The sequence below is a fragment of the Streptomyces sp. NBC_00885 genome (genome assembly GCF_045207475.1).
Lineage (GTDB): Bacteria > Actinomycetota > Actinomycetes > Streptomycetales > Streptomycetaceae > Streptomyces.
This window is the reverse complement of sequence record NZ_CP108796.1, coordinates 6,334,191-6,348,526: the sequence shown is the minus strand read 5'-3', so window position 1 is coordinate 6,348,526 and position 14,336 is coordinate 6,334,191. Positions and strand designations below refer to the sequence as shown.

The window sequence follows — 14,336 nt, the reverse complement described above, 5'->3', positions numbered from 1 at the left end:
GGTACTGCGCCCGGTTTGGATCACTTCGGTCCGGGTCCTCGACCAGACCTGAACCCAGGCGACGAGACCCCGTCCCCCCGGTCCGGTTAACTTGGGCGAAACAAATGGGTCATGCTTGAGAAATCCGGCCTGCCTAAGGTCGGGTCCAGCGTGTGCCACCGCACTGGCCGCACGACGAGCTACCAACCCGCCCGTCCCCGGGTCGGGAGTAGGAGGAGTTGGATGTTCCAGAACGCCGATGACGCCAAGAAGTTCATCGCGGACAACGACGTCAAGATGGTCGACGTCCGGTTCTGCGACCTTCCCGGCGTGATGCAGCACTTCACGATCCCGGCGACGGCGTTCGACCCGTCCGACGAGCTGGCCTTCGACGGCTCGTCGATCCGCGGCTTCCAGGCGATCCACGAGTCGGACATGGCGCTGCGCGCGGACCTGTCGACGGCGCGGCTCGACCCGTTCCGCAAGGACAAGACCCTCAACATCAACTTCTTCATCCACGACCCGATCACGGGCGAGCAGTACAGCCGTGACCCGCGCAACATCGCGAAGAAGGCGGAGGCGTACCTCGCCTCCACCGGCATCGCCGACACGGCGTACTTCGGCCCCGAGGCCGAGTTCTACGTCTTCGACAGCGTGCGCTTCGCCACCACGGCGAACGAGGGCTTCTACCACATCGACTCCGAGGCAGGCGCCTGGAACACCGGTGCGCTGGAGGACAACCGCGGCTACAAGGTCCGCTACAAGGGTGGCTACTTCCCGGCCCCGCCGGTCGACCACTTCGCCGACCTGCGCGCCGAGATCTCCCTGGAGCTGGAGGCGTCCGGCCTCCAGGTCGAGCGCCAGCACCACGAGGTGGGCACCGCCGGCCAGGCCGAGATCAACTACAAGTTCAACACGCTGCTCGCCGCGGCCGACGACCTGATGCTCTTCAAGTACATCGTGAAGAACGTCGCCTGGCGCAACGGCAAGACCGCGACCTTCATGCCGAAGCCGATCTTCGGCGACAACGGCTCGGGCATGCACGTCCACCAGTCGCTGTGGCAGGGCGGCGTCCCGCTCTTCTACGACGAGCAGGGCTACGCGGGCCTGTCGGACACCGCCCGCTACTACATCGGCGGCATCCTCAAGCACGCCCCGTCGCTGCTGGCCTTCACCAACCCGACGGTGAACTCCTACCACCGCCTGGTCCCCGGCTTCGAGGCCCCGGTCAACCTGGTCTACTCGCAGCGCAACCGCTCGGCTGCGATGCGTATCCCGATCACGGGCTCGAACCCGAAGGCCAAGCGCGTCGAGTTCCGCGCCCCGGACCCGTCCTCGAACCCGTACCTGGCGTTCTCGGCGCTGCTGCTGGCGGGCCTCGACGGCGTCAAGAACAAGATCGAGCCGGCGGAGCCGATCGACAAGGACCTCTACGAGCTCGCTCCCGACGAGCACGCGAGCGTCCCGCAGGTCCCGACCTCCCTCCCGGCGGTGCTCGAGGCGCTCGAGGCGGACAACGAGTACCTGCAGGCGGGCGGTGTCTTCACGTCCGACCTGATCGAGACGTGGATCGACTACAAGCGGACGAGCGAAATCGCCCCGATCCAGCTCCGGCCGCACCCGCACGAGTTCGAGCTGTACTTCGACATCTAGGATCACCGCGGGTCGCAGCGGGTTTCCGCTCGCCCGGGTCGTCTGTCGGCCGTCGGCCGTGCTCTTCCCCTTCCGGAAGGCGCGGCCGACGGCCGTTTTTGCTGGTGATCGCCCAGCTGGTCCGGGCCGACCGGGACACCGTCCGTGATGTGATCCACAACAAGAAGCACGCCCGCATCCGCAGCGAGAAGGGCATCCGCTGGGGCGGCGGGACCCTGCTCGCTGCCGCCTGACGGCTTGCTCGGCCGTGGTGCCTTCAGGCGCCGGGGACTGTCTCGCGGAGGAACTGCGTCAGCAGGTCGGCGACTGCGCCGGGTCGTTCCAGGCCCGGGAGGTGGCCGGCCCACGGCAGTTCCAGGTGGCGGGCGCCGGGGATCCGCTCCGGCAGACGGGCGGCGATCTCGCGGAAGTCCGCCAGGTCGTGCGCGCCCGACACGGCCAAACAGGGTGCCTTGATCTGCGAGAGGTCGACCTGCGTCTCGGCCGGAGTGAACTCCTCCTGTGCCGCTGACTGCACCTCGAACGCGTGCCGCTGCATCTGCCGGACCCGCTCCCGGGTCTCGTCACCGGCCTCCGGACCCAGCCACGTCTCCACGTTCAGCTCGACGGCCCCCGCGAGGTCGCCGGCCTCGAACAGCGCGTCCTCCCGTTCGGCGAAGGACCGCAGCGCTGGACCGGGCACATGCCCGGGCATCGCGGAGCCGAGCAGCACCAGGGCCGTGACCGCGTGCGGACGGGTGGCGGCCAGCTCCAGGGCTACCTGTCCGCCGTACGAGGCCCCGACCAGTGCGGCTTGCTCGATGCCCAGGTGCTCCAGGAGGTCCGTGACGTCTGCGGCGTCGCCGTACGGGCGGTCCGCCACCGGGGAGTCGCCGAAACCCCGGAAGTCGCACCGGACCACCCGGTACCCGGCGTCGACCAGCACCGGCCATTGCGGGTCCCACATGCGCCGGTCACACACCGAGGAATGCAGCAGCACCAGGGCAGGACCGTCCCCTGACACGTCGTGAGGAAGAGTCATCCGGCGGACGGTAACGGACACCACGTCCCCAGGGACACCACATATTGGCGCCGACCCGCGACGCAATGCCCTCTGGGGTCGTGCACCCGGCAAACCTTCCCGGTCACAGCACTGGCCGAACGGCTGCTCAGGGCGCCGCGGCCGGTCGGTCCACCGACGCGACCAGCTTCTTCGGCGCCAGGACGCAGTAGCTCTCGGTGAGCAGTTCCTCGACCTCGTCCCAGTCGACCGCGTCGCCGAGCACCATGCCGACCACATCTCTCCCCCACGCCGGCCGGAAGTACGGATGGCCCGCGCTGCTCAGCGCTTCGAGTTCCGGGCTCGGTGAGCGGAAGGTCAGCACGGTGACCGGGTCGTTGGTCGCTGCGGCCCGGGCGTAGGCGGGTGGACGGCCCGAGGCGACCCGCAGGACATGAGCGAAGGTCCGCCGGCGGATTCGCCAGCGGGTGCCCACCCACGCCTCCTCCTCGTACGCCTCCGGCAGCCGCATGCACAGCGACCGGAGCGGGGCGACGAGCTCGGGCGGGACGTCGGCCGGATCCGTCAACTCGGCTCTCCTTCATGTCAAAAGTGCCGAAACGTTCAAGGTGCCGAACCGTACGGCCGCCCGAGCCTACCGGCGGCTCAGTCCTCGGAGCCCAGCAGTTCCCGCAGTTCGGCCACCGCCTCCCGCAGCCGGTCCGCGAACGTGTGCATCTGGTCGGCCACCGGTCGCGGCGTGCTCAGGTAGACGTTGAAGCGCTCCGGCAGCAGGACGTACGCGACGCCGATGCACTGGAGGCTCGTCGAGCCGAAGCCGAAGTACTGGATGTTGTGGGACGGCGCCGAGCTCGTGCTCAGGTAGTCGTCGCGCATCGTCAGCCAGCCCGGTGTCCGGTACAGCGCGGGCTGTTCGGTCACCCCCAGCTCCGTGCCGCGGCGGCGCTGGATCAGTTCCAGTTCCCACAGGTGCTGTTCCGGCACCTGCACGGCCTGGCATTCCTTCGCGCGGGTCACATGGGCCTGGGCGGCGGCCTGGAAGGCGGCGCGGCGGGTGGCCCGGTCCGTCGACGGGTTCTCCATCGTCGCGACGAAATCGACCATCTCCGGGGTGACGACCCGCATCGCCTCGGTCCGCCCGTGCCGGTACTGGCGGGTGGCGATCGACTCGTACGTCGCGCCCAGGTGGCCCTTGGCCCGCTGGTGGGCCAGCTGGTAGGCGACCTGGACGAACGCGTCGGGCGAGACCCCCAGCGCCTTGGCCGTGGTGGCGCCGAAGTCGTCGAACGAGACGGTGGCCGTCGCGGTGGCCTGTCCGTACGCGGCGAACGCTTCGGCGGCCGAGCGCGCCTGTGCCCGCAGGGTGTCGTCCAGCTCGAACACGAGAGGTTCCAGCGCGGGCAGCCCCTGGGAGCGGGCGCCGGACTGCTGGGAGTGTTCCTCGGGCGGGGAGCTGAGCAGGGCGTCGGTGAAGCTGAGGATGGTCGTCCCGTCCAGCTCGCAGTGCTCGATGTTGATGCCCGCCCGGCCGTCGGTGAAGACGACGAACGACACGGCCTTGTCGAACCAGCGGTTGCCGCGGTCGCCGTACAGCAGCTCGTCGCAGGCCTCCTGGGTGTCCGCCGGTGCGAAGTCCTCCAGGCAGACGCAGAACAGCGCGGTCTCGATGTCGTCGAGTGCGTCGGCGTTGCGGGGGTCGCGGGCGAGCAGGGACTGCCGGGCGGCCGCCCATTCCGCGCGGGCCATGGTGGTGAGGTGGCCCACCGACACGTCCGCCGGTTCCGCGCCGGCCTTCATCACGGCGCTCAGGCCCGCCTCGATGTCGTCCAGGCTGTGCGGGACACCGTCCTCGCCGAGCACGTCCAGCCGGAACATGCCGCCCCGGAAGAACACCACGATGTGCCGTGCGTCGGACGGGCCCGGCCAGGCCTCGGTGTAGGGGGCGCGTACGGTGTCCAGCTCGGCGCCGGGGATACGGGTGGTGGAGAACAGGAACTTGTTCTGCACCATCGACTGGGGCACGCCGCGCTGGGCCACCGGCGGGATGAGCCCCTGGTCGAGCTGCCGCTTGTAGTTGAGCGCCCCGGCGACGAGCCCGGCCGCCCGTTCCAGCTGCGCCTCGCCGGTGTCCTTGAACAGGAAGAAGAAGTTGGCGTTGAGCGCGATCCGGTCCCGGCGGCCCAGGTAGCGGTACGGCCAGAAGGTGTCGAGCCAGCTGTGCACGCCTTCCGTGGCGTCGTACGCCTCAAGCGCCGCGTGCAGCACCCGGCCGGGGCCGTCGGGCCTGAGGAAGGCGGCCACCTCCGCCTCCGTCGCCGCCTGCTCGTCGGCACTCAGCAGCGGCGCGCACCAGGCGAGGAACCTCTCACAGCTCGCCTCCAGCGTGGGCAGCGGCACGCGCGGAAGGCTGTCCTCCTGGGCGAAGGTCGGGTTGCCTGTTACATCCTGACTGATCTTCAACTCTGCTCTCGATTCGGATCGTTGGGGCCGGACGGGCGGTACGGCCGGGAAAGGTGGAGCTGTGCGTACATCCAGCCTTCCGCCTCCAGGCCCCGAGCATCCACCCCGTTGGACGACATCGTGTCCAGGACGAGCGTCTGTTCCTCCGGGGAGGCGAACCTCCGCTGCTTGAAGACGCCTTCGACATGGATGGTCCGGTAGCCGAGTTCGGCGAGCGCCTGCTCGACGGGGTCGAACGGGAACATCCGCAGCGCGAAGTGCGCCATCCAGGGCCGGTGGGTGCCCTGAGCCTCGACGACGCGCTTGAGCGTCCGCTCGGTGACGTAACCGAGGCAGCCCGTCGAGATCACCAGGTCCGTCCCGGCGAACTGGGCGCGCTGCTCCCGTGTGGGCTCGTGCGCCTCCAGGTCGGCGTGCACGGCGTCGTCGAGGAATCCGGCGTCGAGTGCGTACGAGAGCGCATTGGCGGAGGTGTCGAGGCCGACGAAGCGTACGGGCTGCGCGGGCTGCCGCGAGCGGGCCAGCTCCCGGTCCCGGGCGAGCAGCGCCTCGCGGCTCTCGCCTTCGCGCTCCTCGTCGCCGTAGCGCGCGTACAGCTCGTCCATGGTCGCGTCGTACTTTTGCAGGGCGGCATTGATTCCGTACGAACAGCCTATGTCCAGCACCTTCGGTACGGCGATGTGCTGGGAGTCCCGGTACTCCTTGATGAGCTTCGCGAAGTAGGGCTTGGCCAGCTGCGGAACGCAGTAGCCGAGGGGGCGCAGCACGCTGAAATAGGCGCGCGGATCGGGCTGGGTGTAGATGTGGTCGAGCGAGACTTTTCCGGTCGCGTCGAAACGCACAGGGCTTACTCCTCCATGGATCGCGCGGATCGCGTGGATCGCAGAGTGGGGGGAATCGGTCTGCGACGAGCGTCAGTCCAGCAGCCGGTCGCCGCGGACGGCCCGGCCCTCGGCCGCCACGTGTTCGGGCAGGACGCGGCCGAAGAGCTGCCGGGTCCGCGCCACGCTCCCGATGACGCCGGGGCGCTCGCTGTAGGCGAATATCGCGGAGTGCCGCGCGATGTCGCCCCGCACGGGGCTGACCCGGTGCAGCGAGTAGCGGCCCTTGAACAGCTGCAGGTCGCCGGGTTGCAGGGACAGGGACCGGGTCAGCCGCTCGCCCCGGCCGTCCAGTACGTCGCGGACGTCGTCGAAGCGCTCGTCCTGGGCGGACCTGATGTTCGGGCAGTACTCGAAGACGCCGCCGGACCGCGCGTCCTGCGTGAGCATGCTGACGGTGAACTCGTTGGTGTCGAAGTGCCAGGGGTGTTCCATGCCCGGCTCGACGACGTTGAGAACCAGCCCGGAGAGCGGGTCGGCCAGTTCGTGGAGCTGCGGCAGCCCGAAGCAGCGGGCGACGAAGTGCTGGAACGCGGTGTGGGAGTAGAGCCGGCTGATGAGGGAGCCCGCGGGGACACGGTCCCGCGCGACGAACGCGTTGCCCCGCTCGAAGGTACGCCGGCCGGGGTGGTCCTCGGGCAGAGCCGAGTCCACGGGGATGTTGTAGACGTTGACGGTTTCGGTGTCGAAGTGCGCGCGCGGGGCGATGGCCGCGCACTCCTGCCGCAGGACATCGCGGAGTGAGGGGCGGATGAAGTCCTGCAGTACGGTGCAGCCGACGGTCGACAGTTCGCGCCTGGCACGGGAGACGACGGCCTGTCCCTCGGCACTTTCGAGTTCCGACAGGGGGTAGCGGGCCGTGTCGACCACCTGGTCGAGCGTGACGGCTTCCAGAGTGCTCATACGATCCTCTCAACGCCCGAACTCAACTGAGAAGTAACCGAGTTGAAGCTCCCATAGTGACGCGAGGATGTCTGTGACACGTCACACGCGCCGGCGGCCGTTTGGCGTCGGCTCAGGATGCCCAGCCGCGCAATGAGATCTGTGGGCCACCGGACAGGTAGTGACGCAGGGCCGTGGCCGAGGTGGGTACGAATTCCTCGGGGAGGTCGCCGGTGTCGACCCAGCGGACCTGGGCGTGCTTGGCGGGTTCACGGTTCTCGGGTTCCCCGGCCCATTGATGGGTGGCGAAGACGACGGTGAGGAAGCCGTTGGGCGCGTCGACGCCCCAGGCGCCGTGGACGACCTGGGCGAGGCGCAGGTCGTCGGCTTTGACGATCAGACCGGTCTCCTCGCGGAGTTCGCGGACCGCGGTTTCGGTGATGGGCTCGCCCGGCTCGCTCTTGCCGACGGGCAGGTCCCACCGGCCACGGGCGAACTTGTTGCCGGGGCCGCGCTGGAGGAGGACGACGCGGTCGGTCTCCCGGTCGTGGACGATGACGGCGGCGACGAGGACGGTCATCGCATCGAGCGCGGGCGGGAGTGCCGGAGGGCGGTTCTCGGTGTTCGGCTGGGCCACTGCGATCCCCTCGTCGGTCAATCGGTCGGCCGGTCTGGCCGATTGGGCAGATGGGACAGAGTCGGCACCCTAGCGCCGCGGTCACCCTGACGCCTCGGCATTTGCACTAGTGCAAAATTAGATTGCGGCTAGTGCAGGATCGGGTTACGGTTCGGATCATGCCTGCGAAGACACCGCGGCCCGTGACGCTGACCGGCCACCACGTACGCCTCGAACCGTTGACGACAGATCACCTCTCCGACCTCTTCGCCGCGGGCGGAGGTGACGACGAGGTCTGGCGCTGGCAGGGCGGACCCACTCCGCACACGGAGGACGAGCTCGGCCTCAAGCTCCGTGAACTGCTGAAGGACGCCGAACAGGGCACGTACCTCCCGTTCGCCGTCATCCGGCGCGAGACCGGCAGGGCCGTCGGCTGGACCACGTACATGGACGTCGACACGCAGGACGAGCGCCTGGAGATCGGCTGGACCTGGTACGGCCGCGCGTCGTGGCGTACGGCGGTCAACACCGAGACGAAGCTGCTGTTGCTCAACCACGCTTTCGAGGAACTGGGCATGGGGCGCGTCCAGTTGAAGACGGACCATATGAACGAGCGGTCCCAGGCCGCCATCGCCCGCCTCGGGGCGCGGCGGGAAGGCGTCCTGCGCCGCCACAGGCGGCGCCCGGACGGGACGTGGCGGGACAGCGTCTACTTCTCGATCCTCGTGGACGAGTGGCCCGGGGTGAAGGCGCGCCTCGGCGACCGGCTCCGGGGTGCTGAAGGATGACCGCCCGAGGCACGGACATACCATCGGGCCGCATGGGGATCACCGTGCAGAAGCTGACGTACTACCCGGTCAAGGGCTGTGCCGGGACCGGTGTCGAGTCGGCCCGGGTCGGCGAGACGGGGCTGGAGCACGACCGGACGTTCATGGTCGTCGACGCCGCGGACGGGTCGTTCCGCAGTCAGCGGGCGCTGCCCGCCATGGCCGCTGTCCGGCCGGAGATCGTCGGCGGGGGCGCCGCACTGCGGCTGTCCGCTGACGGGGTCGAGAGCGTACTGCTGGACGTCGACCCGGACGGCGAGCGGCGGCCGGTGAGCATGTTCGGGCGGGACATCGGGGAGGGCGCGGATCAGGGGGACGCCGCCGCCGAGTGGTTCTCGCAGGTGCTGGGGGCGAAGTCCCGGCTGGTGCGGGTGCCTTCGGACTTCGACCGGGACGGGTGGGGCGAGACGCCCGGCAAGGTCGGTTTCGCGGACGCGCATGCGGTACTGGTGGCGTCCCAGGCCTCGCTCGACGGCCTGAACGCACGGATCACGGCGCGGGGCGCGGCCCCGGTGCCGATGGACCGCTTCCGGGCGAACATCGTCCTCGCCGGCTGCGCCGAGCCGCACGCCGAGGACGAGATGCGCCGCCTGGAGATCGGCACTGTGCACCTCGCGTACGCGGTCAGGGCGATGCGGTGCAGCGTCCCGCTGGTCGACCAGCTCACGGGCCTGCGCGCGGGCCCCGAGCCGATCCGCACGCTCGCGACGTACCGGCGGGAGCCGGAGTACGAGAACAAGGTCAGCTTCGGCATGAAGGCGGCGGTCGTGGCGCACGGGTCGCTGGCGGTGGGAGACGCGGTTCTGCCGACGTGGACGTCGGCGGCGGCCGGCTGAAGCTGCCTGAGGCTGCCTGAAGGCCCCCGCTCAGCAGCGGGGAGCCGGTTTGCTGTAGGTCGTGTTGCTGGGGGTCGCCACGTAGTAGTCCGTGACATAACGGCCGTTCTCGATGCGGTCCCATATCTTCGTCGTGCCGACCGCCGAGCCCGATTTCTGGCAGACCACCCACGCCAGCGCCCCGTTGGGGGACGTGCCGCCTATGGAGGACGAGGTGCCGGCGCCGGTGTGTTCGGCGACGGTCGCGGTGGTCTGGTAGGGGTACGTGCAGCGCGGCAGCGGGGCACTGTACGTGGTGTTGGACGGGGTGCTGACGTAGTAGTCGGTGACGTACGTGCCGTCCGTGAGCTTGTCCCATATGGGCGTGGTGCCGACCGCGGAACCCGGCGCCTGGCAGACCACCTTGAGCGCGGACTTGGGCGCGTAGGTCTTCGCGACGGGGTAGCTCGTCGCGGGGCCGGTGCGGGCGTTGAGCGTGGTGGCGCTCGTCGCCGTGTAGGTGTACGCCACGGTGGCCACCGGCGCGTCGAGCCTGTCGGTGTCGATATTGAGGGTGACACCGCCGTACGTCTCGTCGTGGTCGCCCTTGAACTGCTTGGCCCGCTGGTGCACCGCCCACTTGGAGTCGGCGATGCCGGTCCAGCCCTTGAGCGAGTCGACCGAGTCGAAGCGGGCGATCCACAGTGCGTCGGGGCGGGCGTACGAGGTGGAGGTGTACACGTCGGCGAGCTGCTTCGCCCCGAGGTTGAGGTTCATGTACACGCCCGAGACATAGCCGAGCCGGTGCAGTTCCTTCGTCCAGCCGGAGAGGAAGGACAGTACGCCGGTCCGGCAGGTGGCGTCGGTCTGCGAGTACGCCTCGATGTCGTTGTAGAACGCGCTGCCGGGCTGCATGCCGAGCGCCTTGCCCTTGGCGACGGCGTCGCCGGCCGCGGCCGTGCCCTGGCCCTTGGCGGTCGTGGCGGCCCGGCTGATCTTGGCGTCGGTGGGCCTGCCGCCGCACGGCGGTTGCAGGCCCTTGTAGATGGGCAGCAGGCGCCACTTCAGCGCGGACACGGACGCGACCCACGACGCGGTCAGTTGCGGCTGCGCGCAGGTGCGGGTGATGCCCCCGATGTACACCCCGACGGCGCGGTACGGCGAGGCGCCCCACGCCTGGATCGCCGACAGCGGTGGCGCCGTGCACGTGTCGAAGGCGAGTCCGGAGTAGTGGGTCGCGCTCGCCCCCGCGGCATACGCGACCGACGTGGCCGGTTCGGCCGCGGCGGGCGGACCGAAGGTGAGGGCCGAGCCGGCGCTCAGTACGCCGGCGGCCGTGAACACGAGAAATCTGCGGCGGATACGAAGGCCGTGGTGCGGATACGACATGGCTGCCCCCGGAGTGACTCGGACCGTGAGACCAGAATGCGCGGTTCTGCGCCGATCGGACCCTGCGACACCGGGGTTTTGTTGAAGGCAAGCTGCCGCCGTCCCGCCGCTGTCACCCAGGAGGGCCCGGGTGACAGCGGCGGGACGGCTTGCCTCAGTCGGCGAACTCGTCGTCGCCGGCAGCGGATCGAGGCCCGTAACGGATCAGCGGCCGTACCGGATCAGCGCCCGCACCATCCGGCACGTCGTGTCCGACGGCGGGTGGATTCCGATGTTCTCCGCCGTCGCTCGTATCCTGCGGTTGTCCGCCGTCGCCGGGTGATAGACCCCCGAGTCGAGCAGAGCGATCGCCAGGCGCATGGCTTTGAGCCGGCGGTTGTGCGAGACGTACCACTCGCGCGGCTGTCCGGCCGGGAGCGGCTTCTTCTTCGGCTGGTGCATGGACGAGGACAGAGACGCGGACACGGGCTTCGAAATGAGTGTGGCAACGGCCATCGGCAACCTCCTGGCACGGTGGCGGGACCATCCCGAACTACTGTTCAGTCTACTGGCCACCACTGACAATCGGCCCTGGCCAGGCGGTGTTTGAGTGGCGCGTGAGCGGTACCGTGACGGCATGGAGATCTGGATCAACCCCGCCTGTTCCAAGTGCCGCAGTGCTGTCGATCTGCTCGACGGCGAGGGCGCCTCGTACACCGTCCGGCGCTACCTGGAGGACGTGCCGAGCCAGGAGGAGATCCGGGCCGTCCTCGCGCGGCTCGGGCTTGAGCCGTGGGACATCACACGGACGCAGGAGGCCGAGGCGAAGGAGCTCGGGCTCAAGGAGTGGGCGCGGGACGAGGATTCCCGGGACCGGTGGGTCACCGCGCTCGCGCAGCACCCGAAGCTGATTCAGCGGCCGATCATCACCGCGGACGACGGGACGGCGGTCGTGGGGCGTACGGAGGAGGCGGTACGGGACGTGCTCGGCCGGTCCTCGCAGTAGCTCAGACGGTACGAGCTCACAACGGCACGGCGTACCGGCGGCGGTGCGTCAGCGGCTCGACGAGGATGCCCGGCTTGAGGTCAGCGCTCGTCGGTACCCGCGACCTTGCCCGTCGCGAGCGCGATCCGGTTCCACGTGTTGATCGTGAAGATCAGCGCGAGCAGGTGAGCCAGCTCCTGCTCCTCGAAGTGCGCCGCCGCCTGCGCGTACACCGCGTCCGGCACCCCGCCGTCCGCGACCAGTGTGACCGCCTCCGTCAGGGCGAGCGCCGCCTGTTCCCTCGCCGTGAAGAAGTGCTTCGCCTCCCGCCAGACGGACGTCATGTGCAGGCGCTCCTCGCTCTCGCCCGCCTTGCGTGCGTCGCCGGTGTGCATGTGGAGGCAGTACGCGCAGTGGTTGAGCTGCGAGGAACGGATCTGCACCAACTCCACGAGCGTCGGGTCCAGGCCCTCGCGGGCCGCCGCGTCCAGGCCGATCACGGCGCGGAAGGCCTTCGGGGCCAGCTTGGCGAAGTTGACCCGGGTCACGGTCTGCTTGATCTCTGTCGTCGTCATGTGTACGAATCTAGAGGCGTAGGCGACCGGCAGCGGGGTGCATTTCAGTGGCGGAATCATGGGTCAATTCGGCGGAGAGTCTCGGCGCCGATCTGCATCTGGAGCTGAGCGGCGCGGGCAGTCGGCGTGCCGCGCTGATGCGGGCTCTGCGGGAGGCCGTGCGGAGCGGGCGGCTTGCGCCCGGGACAAGGTTGCCGCCGTACCGTTCCCTCGCCGCCGACCTGGGGATCGCCCGTAACACCGTCGCCGACGCCTACGCCGAGCTCGTCGCCGAGGGCTGGCTCACCGCGCGTCAGGGCTCGGGCACCCGGGTCGCCCAGCAGGTCGCGCCCGTGGCTCCCGTAGGCAGACAGCGCACCCCGGCGCGGGCCGGGCGCCCGGCGTACGACCTGGTGCAGGGGCGGCCGGACCCCTCCGCCTTCCCCCGTGGCGCCTGGCTGGCGTCGGCGCGGCGGGCGCTCACCCTCGCGCCGCACGACGCCTTCGGGCCCGGCGATCCGCGCGGGCGGGCCGAGTTGCGGGAGGCACTCGCGGAGTATCTGGCGCGGGTGCGCGGCGTGCGGACCGCTCCGGACCGGGTCGTCGTCTGCTCGGGAGCGGCCCATGCGCTGCGGCTGATGGCGTCGGTCGTGGGCGGCCGGTGGGCCGTGGAGTCGTACGGGCTGCCCTTCCATCGCGGGCTGCTCGCGGACGGGGGCGTACCCACCGTGCCGCTCGCGGTCGACGAACACGGCGCGAGAGTCGGCGAGTTGGGGAAGGTCCGCGCCGCGCTGCTGACTCCGGCGCACCAGTTCCCGACCGGCGGGCCGCTGCACCCCGAGCGGCGTGCGGCCGTCGTGGACTGGGCCCGCTCGACGGGCGGGCTGGTCCTGGAGGACGACTACGACGGCGAGTTCCGTTACGACCGTCAGCCGGTCGGCGCCGTGCAGAGCCTCGATCCCGACCGGGTGGTGCTGATGGGGTCGGTGAGCAAGAGCCTCTCCCCCACCCTGCGGCTCGGCTGGATGGTGTTGCCCGAGCATCTGGTGGACGACGTGGTGGCGGCGAAGGGCGAGCGCGAGCAGCACTCCAGCGCCACGGAGCAGCTCACGCTCGCGGACTTCATCACCTCGGGGGCGTACGACCGCCATGTGCGCAGGATGCGCCGGCGCCACCGCCGCAGGCGCGATCAGCTGGTCGCGGCTCTGGCGGAGCGGGCTCCGCACGTACGGGTCAGCGGGATCGCGGCGGGGCTGCATGCCGTGCTCGAACTGCCGCCGGGGACCGAGCGGGCCGTGGTGAAGGCCGCGGCCTGGCAGGGGCTGGCGGTGGAAGGGCTGTCCGACTACCGCCACCCCGACGTCCCGGCGGACGGGCATGACGGCCACGACCGGCGCGACGGGCTCGTCGTCGGATACGCCACGCCGCCCGAGCACGGTTACGCGGGAGCGCTGGACGCGCTGTGCCGCGCGCTGCCGCCGGAGTGAGTCGCCGCGGGAGTGAGTCGCCGCGGGAACCCTCTGAGCTGCGCCAACCTTAAGGAAAGTTAAGGAAGTTGTCGGTGGGAGGGCTGAGAAACACGCGATGCGTACTCGTACGTAACGGCACACGGAACCGACCCGACAGGAGTCCCACGTGTCGCGCAAGAAGACCCTCAGCGGTAAGAAGAAGATCGCTCTGCTCGTCGGCGCCGCCGCAGTAGTGGGCGGTACGGCAGTGGCCATGACCGGCACCAGTAACGCGTCGGTGGCCTGCGACGGACTGACCCAGGCCCTGAAGAACAACGAGAGCTTCATCGCCGGCCAGCGTGCCAATCCGGACGCGCAGTCCGAAGCCCGGATCGCGAACCGGCAGGCGGTCATCGAGGAGATCAAGCGGAAGCAGGCGGCTTCCGGGTGCGAGGTGGGAGGCGGGGGAGGTGAGGCCGCTCAGCCGCCCGCACAAGACCAGGGCGGCGCCCAGAACGGCGATCAGGGCGGAAACCAGGCAGGTGACCAGGCCGGCGGCGGACAGGCCAACGGCGAAGTCGTCTGCGCCGGGTCGACCGTCACCCTCTCCGGCGAAGCCGGCGCACCCGCCGCCTCCAGCAACCAGTTCCCGATCGGCACCACCCTCAAGGTGACCAACCTCGACAACAACAAGTCGACCACGGTCAAGGTCACCTCGACGTCCGGCAGCTGCGCCCTGCTCAACAACGCGGCCTTCGAGCAGGTCCGCGAGCCCGGCAAGAACCTCATCCGCAAGGCCAGGATCGAGAAGATCGGGAACGGCGGCCAGGCCGGCGACCAGGCCGGTGACCAGGGTGGCGACCAGGCC

15 protein-coding genes and 1 pseudogene are annotated in these 14,336 nt (G+C 69.9%); 7 read left to right on the top strand and 9 right to left on the bottom strand.

Annotated elements, in window-relative coordinates:
- Window positions 1-222: 222 nt before the first annotated feature.
- Both glnA and OHA61_RS28730 read left to right on the top strand, forming a co-directional pair.
- Window positions 223-1,632, top strand: a complete 1,410-nt coding sequence (gene glnA / locus OHA61_RS28735; protein ID WP_266477200.1) for a type I glutamate--ammonia ligase — start codon at window positions 223-225, stop codon at window positions 1,630-1,632.
- Between the two features lie 104 nt (window positions 1,633-1,736).
- Window positions 1,737-1,865: a hypothetical protein gene (locus tag OHA61_RS28730; RefSeq protein WP_406305475.1), complete on the top strand. Its 129-nt coding sequence runs from the start codon at window positions 1,737-1,739 to the stop codon at window positions 1,863-1,865.
- A 23-nt stretch (window positions 1,866-1,888) separates the two neighbouring features.
- On the opposite strand, the gene OHA61_RS28725 is transcribed toward OHA61_RS28730, so the two are convergent.
- From OHA61_RS28725 to OHA61_RS28700, 6 genes are all read right to left on the bottom strand, one after another.
- Window positions 1,889-2,653, bottom strand: a complete 765-nt coding sequence (locus tag OHA61_RS28725) for an alpha/beta fold hydrolase (RefSeq protein WP_406305474.1) — start codon at window positions 2,651-2,653, stop codon at window positions 1,889-1,891.
- A 127-nt stretch (window positions 2,654-2,780) separates the two neighbouring features.
- Window positions 2,781-3,200: an MmcQ/YjbR family DNA-binding protein gene (locus tag OHA61_RS28720; RefSeq protein ID WP_406305472.1), complete on the bottom strand. Its 420-nt coding sequence runs from the start codon at window positions 3,198-3,200 to the stop codon at window positions 2,781-2,783.
- A 77-nt stretch (window positions 3,201-3,277) separates the two neighbouring features.
- Window positions 3,278-5,086 (bottom strand): choline/carnitine O-acyltransferase, encoded by a 1,809-nt coding sequence (locus tag OHA61_RS28715; protein WP_406307509.1) that lies wholly within the window; start codon window positions 5,084-5,086, stop codon window positions 3,278-3,280.
- Between the two features lie 2 nt (window positions 5,087-5,088).
- A complete protein-coding gene (locus OHA61_RS28710; protein WP_406305471.1) occupies window positions 5,089-5,934 on the bottom strand; it encodes a class I SAM-dependent methyltransferase in 846 nt (281 codons plus the stop codon).
- Between the two features lie 72 nt (window positions 5,935-6,006).
- Window positions 6,007-6,876 (bottom strand): arpA protein, encoded by an 870-nt coding sequence (locus OHA61_RS28705; protein ID WP_406305470.1) that lies wholly within the window; start codon window positions 6,874-6,876, stop codon window positions 6,007-6,009.
- Window positions 6,877-6,988: 112 nt separating this feature from the next.
- Entirely contained in the window at window positions 6,989-7,492 is a 504-nt protein-coding gene (locus OHA61_RS28700) for an NUDIX domain-containing protein (protein ID WP_406305469.1), read from the bottom strand.
- A gap of 158 nt (window positions 7,493-7,650) precedes the next feature.
- Between OHA61_RS28700 and OHA61_RS28695 the strand changes: the two genes are divergently transcribed.
- Together OHA61_RS28695 and OHA61_RS28690 are read left to right on the top strand one after the other, a co-directional pair.
- Complete coding sequence (locus OHA61_RS28695) at window positions 7,651-8,259, top strand: GNAT family N-acetyltransferase (protein WP_406305468.1); 609 nt, start codon at window positions 7,651-7,653, stop codon at window positions 8,257-8,259.
- Between the two features lie 32 nt (window positions 8,260-8,291).
- Window positions 8,292-9,134, top strand: coding sequence for an MOSC domain-containing protein (locus tag OHA61_RS28690; protein WP_406305467.1), 843 nt, complete (start codon window positions 8,292-8,294; stop codon window positions 9,132-9,134).
- Between the two features lie 30 nt (window positions 9,135-9,164).
- Here OHA61_RS28690 and OHA61_RS28685 read toward each other — a convergent pair whose 3' ends face one another.
- Together OHA61_RS28685 and OHA61_RS28680 are read right to left on the bottom strand one after the other, a co-directional pair.
- Window positions 9,165-10,502 carry a glycoside hydrolase domain-containing protein gene (locus OHA61_RS28685; RefSeq protein WP_406305466.1) on the bottom strand — a complete coding sequence of 446 codons (1,338 nt, stop codon included), beginning with the start codon at window positions 10,500-10,502 and terminating at the stop codon, window positions 9,165-9,167.
- 204 nt (window positions 10,503-10,706) lie between these two features.
- Window positions 10,707-10,943, bottom strand: a complete 237-nt coding sequence (locus OHA61_RS28680; protein ID WP_389373732.1) for a hypothetical protein — start codon at window positions 10,941-10,943, stop codon at window positions 10,707-10,709.
- Window positions 10,944-11,118: 175 nt separating this feature from the next.
- On the opposite strand from OHA61_RS28680, the gene OHA61_RS28675 reads away from it, so the two are divergent.
- The gene (locus OHA61_RS28675) at window positions 11,119-11,487 is read left to right on the top strand and encodes an arsenate reductase family protein (protein ID WP_406305464.1); all 369 of its coding nucleotides are present in this window, start codon (window positions 11,119-11,121) and stop codon (window positions 11,485-11,487) included.
- A gap of 80 nt (window positions 11,488-11,567) precedes the next feature.
- Here the strand turns inward: OHA61_RS28675 and OHA61_RS28670 are convergent, their stop codons facing one another.
- Window positions 11,568-12,041 (bottom strand): carboxymuconolactone decarboxylase family protein, encoded by a 474-nt coding sequence (locus OHA61_RS28670; protein WP_406305463.1) that lies wholly within the window; start codon window positions 12,039-12,041, stop codon window positions 11,568-11,570.
- Window positions 12,042-12,088: 47 nt separating this feature from the next.
- On the opposite strand from OHA61_RS28670, the gene OHA61_RS28665 reads away from it, so the two are divergent.
- Both OHA61_RS28665 and OHA61_RS28660 read left to right on the top strand, forming a co-directional pair.
- On the top strand, window positions 12,089-13,507 hold the full coding sequence (locus OHA61_RS28665; protein WP_406305462.1) for a PLP-dependent aminotransferase family protein: 1,419 nt from the start codon (window positions 12,089-12,091) through the stop codon (window positions 13,505-13,507).
- Between the two features lie 148 nt (window positions 13,508-13,655).
- Window positions 13,656-14,285, top strand: a pseudogene (locus tag OHA61_RS28660) (hypothetical protein); the annotation flags it as partial.
- Window positions 14,286-14,336: the final 51 nt, after the last annotated feature.